The sequence below is a fragment of the Schwartzia sp. (in: firmicutes) genome (assembly GCF_978017985.1).
Genome location: NZ_CDXDFU010000071.1, coordinates 1 through 6,005 on the forward strand (window position 1 = coordinate 1; position 6,005 = coordinate 6,005).

At 45.5% G+C, this 6,005-nt stretch carries 5 protein-coding genes and 1 pseudogene; all 6 read right to left on the reverse strand.

From position 1 onward, the window contains the following. Nucleotides 1-252: 252 nt before the first annotated feature. Nucleotides 253-699: a hypothetical protein gene (locus tag ACY69O_RS03265; RefSeq protein ID WP_462332039.1), complete on the reverse strand. Its 447-nt coding sequence runs from the start codon at nucleotides 697-699 to the stop codon at nucleotides 253-255. After that, entirely contained in the window at nucleotides 696-1,505 is an 810-nt protein-coding gene (locus tag ACY69O_RS03270; RefSeq protein WP_462332040.1) for a DUF3100 domain-containing protein, read from the reverse strand. The genes ACY69O_RS03265 and ACY69O_RS03270 overlap by 4 nt, the downstream gene beginning before the upstream one ends. 67 nt (nucleotides 1,506-1,572) lie before the next feature. Beyond that, nucleotides 1,573-2,889 (reverse strand): amidohydrolase, encoded by a 1,317-nt coding sequence (locus tag ACY69O_RS03275; RefSeq protein WP_462332041.1) that lies wholly within the window; start codon nucleotides 2,887-2,889, stop codon nucleotides 1,573-1,575. A 193-nt stretch (nucleotides 2,890-3,082) separates the two neighbouring features. Then, nucleotides 3,083-4,267: a S66 peptidase family protein gene (locus ACY69O_RS03280; RefSeq protein ID WP_462332042.1), complete on the reverse strand. Its 1,185-nt coding sequence runs from the start codon at nucleotides 4,265-4,267 to the stop codon at nucleotides 3,083-3,085. Nucleotides 4,268-4,376: 109 nt separating this feature from the next. Continuing rightward, the gene (locus ACY69O_RS03285) at nucleotides 4,377-5,633 is read right to left on the reverse strand and encodes an aminotransferase class V-fold PLP-dependent enzyme (protein ID WP_462332043.1); all 1,257 of its coding nucleotides are present in this window, start codon (nucleotides 5,631-5,633) and stop codon (nucleotides 4,377-4,379) included. Nucleotides 5,634-5,766: 133 nt separating this feature from the next. Further along, nucleotides 5,767-6,005 (reverse strand): annotated as a pseudogene (locus ACY69O_RS03290) (threonine-phosphate decarboxylase CobD); the annotation flags it as partial.

Below are 6,005 nucleotides of genomic sequence, written 5' to 3' on the forward strand. Positions count from 1 at the left end.
ACATAGCACTTATGTATATATTCCATAGACATAGCCTGAACATTTTCTTATATTTTGTTTGATAGTGTAGATTATATGTATCATTGTTTGTTTTGTCAATCATATTTTTCCTTTTTATCTAGTTTTAACTTTTAACCGAAACCTTCTCATGTACATATAAAATCACATTTATAAATAAAAACACCCTCCTTACCGGGTATCCGGTAAAGAGGGTACATATCAATATCAAATTTCGACAGATGCCAAAAAATCTTAAATCTGTCCAATTGCTTTCAGTATGACCTGTGCAATAATTGCAGAACCGATGTAAGTACCTACAAAAACGACGCAGGAAACAACCACAATGCGCCAGCTGCTTTTTGCAAAAACATCAAGGTCTTTGCAGATAGCGACGCCTGCGTATGCGAGAATCGGTGTGCAGAGCTGCATGAAACCGACCTTAGAAACAGCAGCGTTAATAATCGGAGCCGTCGGAAGGCCAGGATATGTGAGAATACATCCGATGGTGACGACATACGCAACACCCGGAATACCCCCCGGAATAACTTTGCCAAGCCAGATACCGATAAATGCGAGACCAATCAGGATCAGCATACCGGGAATTGCTTCGACGAAGGAAAATTTAGTGCCGATTACATTGGCAACCAGCGACATGATACCGCAGATCAGGAGTACCTGAAGCGTTTCTGACATTTTCATTCTGCAGTCGCCTCCTTTTCAGGTTCCGGTGCCGGTTCACCGTATTTAATACGGTACATCTTACGATACAGCCATTCAGAGAACGGAAGTGCAATCCAGATACTCATGTAGAGTCCGTCAAGACCGGAAAGCATGTTGGATGCAGCACCGAATGCAGCAAGCTGGTCTGCCATTTCCGGGAACATAGCGGAAAGAGAACCGACAGCAGCGGACATCATGCTGGCAGAACCGACACCCGCAGCCATAGCGAGAGCATACGGATGAATCGGCAGATATGCAGCAGCAAGACTTGCCATCAAACCAAAGAAAATCGTACCGATAACAGTACCTGCGATATAAACGCCCATAACGCCGCGGCCTTCCGCAGCATCAAGACCATAACGTTCACCGATAAGAGCGACATTCGGCTCACGGGCAATGGAATGTGCCGCGCCGATTGTTTCACGTTTAAGACCAAGGAAAACAGCAACAGGTACACCGATAAGAATTGTACCGAGGTTACCGAACTCTTGAAGAATAAGTGCAGGAGATGCCGCCAGGATTTTAGGCAGACTCGGTCCAACGAGCGTACCGTATTTAGCCATGAGAAGCATCAGAGTAACACCAAGAAGCGAACTTGCTGTGTTGATTTCAGAATCACGGGAAATTTTCAAAAAACGAGGTGCCGTGAGTACACCCATCAAAAGCGCATACATCATAGGCAGAAGAACAATTTTTCCGACGCCCAGAGTGAACGCGATGTTGCCGATTTTTTCAGCAACTACGACTAACACTAAAACGATTAGATGAAGCCGCAAATCTTTCATAAGAATACCCCCTTAATATTTTATATATGAAAACAGATAAAGGATATCTTTCCCCTATCCGGATTGGTTATTCTGTTTTCTCGAAGTATCCGTCGAGTTTTTTGATAAACTCTTCCTTTGTAAGCAGCGGCTTATAGTCTGCGAGAATTTTCTTAGCCTTTTCCGCATCATCATAGAGAAGGTCAACGATGGAGCATGCAAATGCCTTTGCCGGTGTAAGTACAGCGGCATCGAAATCAGTAACCGTGAAATCCTTTGTATGGAGCGAGCCGTCTACGCCTCCGATGAACGGGTGGATTGCCGGCATGATATGAGAAAGGTCTCCCATATCCTTTGACGCGCTGAAATGACCTGCATCAATAATTTCCGTTTCAGGAACCTGTTCACGTACATTCGCAACAAAAATATCATTGAGCTCTGCCGAGCAGCTGAGCGGAAGCATTCCCGGCATGGTTTCGATAATGGTCTTCGCTCCAACGGCAGCTCCTCCGGCACGAAGGGCCGCATCGACACGGGGATGCGTGCTGTCGATAGCATCCATTGTTGCCGCGCGGACGTAAAGCTCCATGCGAACATCTTCAGGCACATTGTTTACTAGGTCTCCGCCCTTTGTGATAATCGGATGAACGCGAACCACGTCCTTTTCCTGAAATGTCTCACGAAGAGCATTTATCCCCATGATTCCGAGGCATGCCGCATTCAGGGCATTGATTCCTTCATGCGGAGCATTTGCCGCATGCGCGGAGCGGCCTACATACTGCACGAGCTTTACCACAAAACCGTTGCTGGATTGTCCGATAGCTACGGTTTTTCCCGGTGTATGATCGCGTGAGTGCATCATCATTGCCATATCTACATCATCAAAGGCGCCGCGGTAGATAAGCTCATCCTTTCCACAGAGATAATGGAGCTTGCCTTCCTTGCGCAGCTTCTGACGATATGTTATTTCTACGTATTCTTCGGCAGGCACTGCAAAGAAAACCGCATCTCCCGAAAGCTCCTGCATAACACCGGACTGAATAAGTCCCTGTGCCGCAGCCAGCATAGCGGAGGTCTGCAGAAAATGTCCGCATGTGTGTGCGGCGCCTGTCAGCGGGTCTGCTTTTGGGCTGTCCGGAGTTCCTATAGCATCCAGTTCACCTATTACCGCAACTGTCGGCCCTGCGGTCTTGCCCTTTACACGCGCCTTTACTCCTGTGAGCGCCAATCTCGTTTCAGGTGAAAGACCGAGCTTTTTCATATAAGCTTCGATTTTTGCAGCGGTCTTTGTCTCCTTATATCCGAGCTCCGGTGTGCTCTCTATATCTGCTGCCAATGCCTCGATTTCATTTTTCGATGCATCAATTTTTTCGCAGATAATGCGTTTCATTTCTTCTTTTGTCACACAATCACCCTCATAGTCAACATTTGTCCACTTCCTATAACTTTTTCAGTATAGCACATTCATTTCCTATGCTTCAATAGACTTTGCACCAAAAAACCGCATTGTCATAGAAAAAAAAGAAATCATCCGGCCGCGCGGTATAAATATCCGCAAGACCGAATGATTTGCAATGATTTTCGATATTAACGTGATGTCACTTCTTTTTTATGTTTTCTTTTGAAGGCTCTACCGCGTAATCCTCAAGAAATTCCAGGCTTCCTTCCCCGTTCTTTCCTGCACTTATTTTTACTTTGACGCCCAGCGGAAGAAACATATTTTTCTCTCCATGCCCCACAGGAATACCGCGTATTGCAGGTTTTCCCGCAAGCTCCGCGTAATATTTGAGGATTTCTTCTATAGGCGGCTCTCCCGGGTCATTTCTGCCATTATCAAACTCTCCATAGGCAATTCCGTTTACCCGTTTCAAAAGACCGTTTGAATAAAGCTGCCGCATCATCCGATCGACACGGTAAGCATCCTCGTCGGTTTCCTCAAGCACTAAAATACCACCGTCACCCTTCAGCTCGTACGGCGTTCCGCATGTAGCCGCAATCATGCTGAGATTTCCTCCCACAAGAAGGCCCTCGGCTTCACCGTATGTGACTGACGTAATTTTCCAGGCTTCGGATTCCGGTATCTGGGTTTTCGTTCTCTGTATCCCTTTTTCAAATTCTTCCAGTGAAAAATAACTCCCTCCGCCGCCAATACTTACAGCCATAGCTCCGTGAATTGTAACCAGATTGCACCGCTCGCCAAGCACATTATGAAGTGCGGTAATATCACTGTATCCGATGAACAGCTTTGGGTGTTTTTTAATTATGTCAAAATCCTCTTTCCCCATCTCATCAAGCATGCACATGGAGCCATATCCGCCACGCAGGCACACTATTGCAGCAATATCATCATCAGCAAACATTTGCGTAAGATCTAAAGCGCATTGAAGATAATGTCCGTCAAGGTAATCATAGACGTAATCCTTTGCTCCATCTGCTACCTTTACGCGATACCCGAGATCCTTAAGATATTTCACCGCCTCTGTCAGATAGCCGCCATACCCGTTGATACCCGAAGCAGGCGCCACAATACCTATGCAGTCGCCCGGTTTAAGGGTTTTACCTCTTTGACGCCGTTCTGTTACAGATGCAGCAGGTTCTTTGTCTTTTTTATCCTGCTTTTTCCCTTTTGTTGACGTCCCCGTGTGCTGATGCCGAAATGACATTATACCGGAATCGCTCACATTTCTACCATCATTGTTATTTGCTGCTGCCGCAGTATTGAACGTTGACTGAACCACGAACAAAAACATAAACACAAGAATCACCGCTGCACTTTTCCTCATAATCCACCTCCTGATAAAATAAAACCATTTTATTATATTATAATGCCTTCTATCAATTTTGCCGATAAAAAAATCGGCAGACACCTGTATTGGCATCTGCCGAAACATATCATTTTTCTTTTTTCAAATCGTTAACAAATTCCTGAAGCTTATCGATTTTTACATGCTGCATAACAACGATGTGGGATAACTCGCCTCCAAGACGCGCATCAAAATCCGGAGCAAGGTCATATTTTTCTACAATAGCCTTGGACGGACGTTTGAAATAAACGGTGTTTGACATTGGTTCAATCCATGCCTTCCAGCCCATTTCATCCAACTGTGTCTTAAGCCATGCAGCGCGCTCCAGCATACCGTGTGCCTGCTCGGTAAATCCTTTTTCTCCGTATTTACGTATAATCCATAAAAGCTTCAGCGGAGATAAAGCAGAGCGGGAACAATTAATCATCGGCATACTGCCGTCCAGGTATGTGACATTGTATGGGTTCTGATTTTGTTTGACTTCCATTGTCGTAAGGAATATACCGGCCGGCTCATCCATACCGAAGAACTTGTGACCGCTGACTGCTATGGAATCAAACGGGTGAACCTTGCGGTTAACAGCATCCTTATACTGTGTATATGGGAGATATCCTCCGAAGAGCGCAGCATCTACATGACGGTATACCTCGATATCAGGATATTTTGCCAGAACAGCATTCAATGCATCCATATCATCAACACCGCCCTTGAATGTTGTCCCCATTGCGTAAACCATAAGTGCGGGACGGTCCGGAACCAGCCTGCTTTCAAGCTCTTCCGGAATCATACGTCCATGCTCATCTGAAGGTACAAGCACGAGGTCAATATTCTGCACATCGGCCAGCCGCATGTTGGAATAATGCGCTGCATCCGATACATACATAACAGGTTTTTTCTGCGTTTTCTTCTCAAGATATTTTGAGCCGAAATAAATTCCGTGGCTGTTGCCGTCAGTTCCGCTAAACGTGACAAGGCCCCAAAGATTATTCAGATCAAAACCATAATGCGGTCCGAAGAAATCAATGACAGCACGCTCAAATTTCAGCGCATTGAGGTGACCGCCCTCATGAATCTCAAACGGGTCTCCGGCATTATTTACCATAGCCCTGTATGAATGAGAATCCAGATACCATTTGTAAAACTCAGTCAGATGGATATCATGATTGGCAGGATAGCCGAAATCATACGCCTTGTGCGTGTCAATATACTCAGCATATTTATCAAGTACCGCCTGTTCCGCCGAGGTCGGAGCTGAATATGCTGTGCTGCAGGAAATCCCCAAAATGACCGCAGCAGCCAAAATACCTGCCGCTTTTTTTACCCCTTTAGCCTGAATAAACCTCATTCTTTTCCCTCCCGTTCAACTTGAACAAAATAATTTTCACACTAGGGATATATTTGACACAAAAAAAGAATTTCCTGCTTTTTAATTGAATTTTCAAACAAAAAGCAGATGCCGTAAGACATCTGCCAAAAATTCACAGCGACCGCAAGGCCGCCAAAAGTTCTTCATTTTCTTCTCTTGTTTTGACCGCGACGCGGACAAACATATTATCCAGTCCGGGGTAGTTAGAGCAGTCACGCAGGAGAAAGCCTTTTTCGCGCATTCGGGCGCAGAAAGCTCCAGAGCATACCCACTCTTCACCAAGATGGATAAGTATAAAATAGACCGTCTGTTCAAATAACTTAAATCCCCAAACCGTGCCAAGCTCTCCAG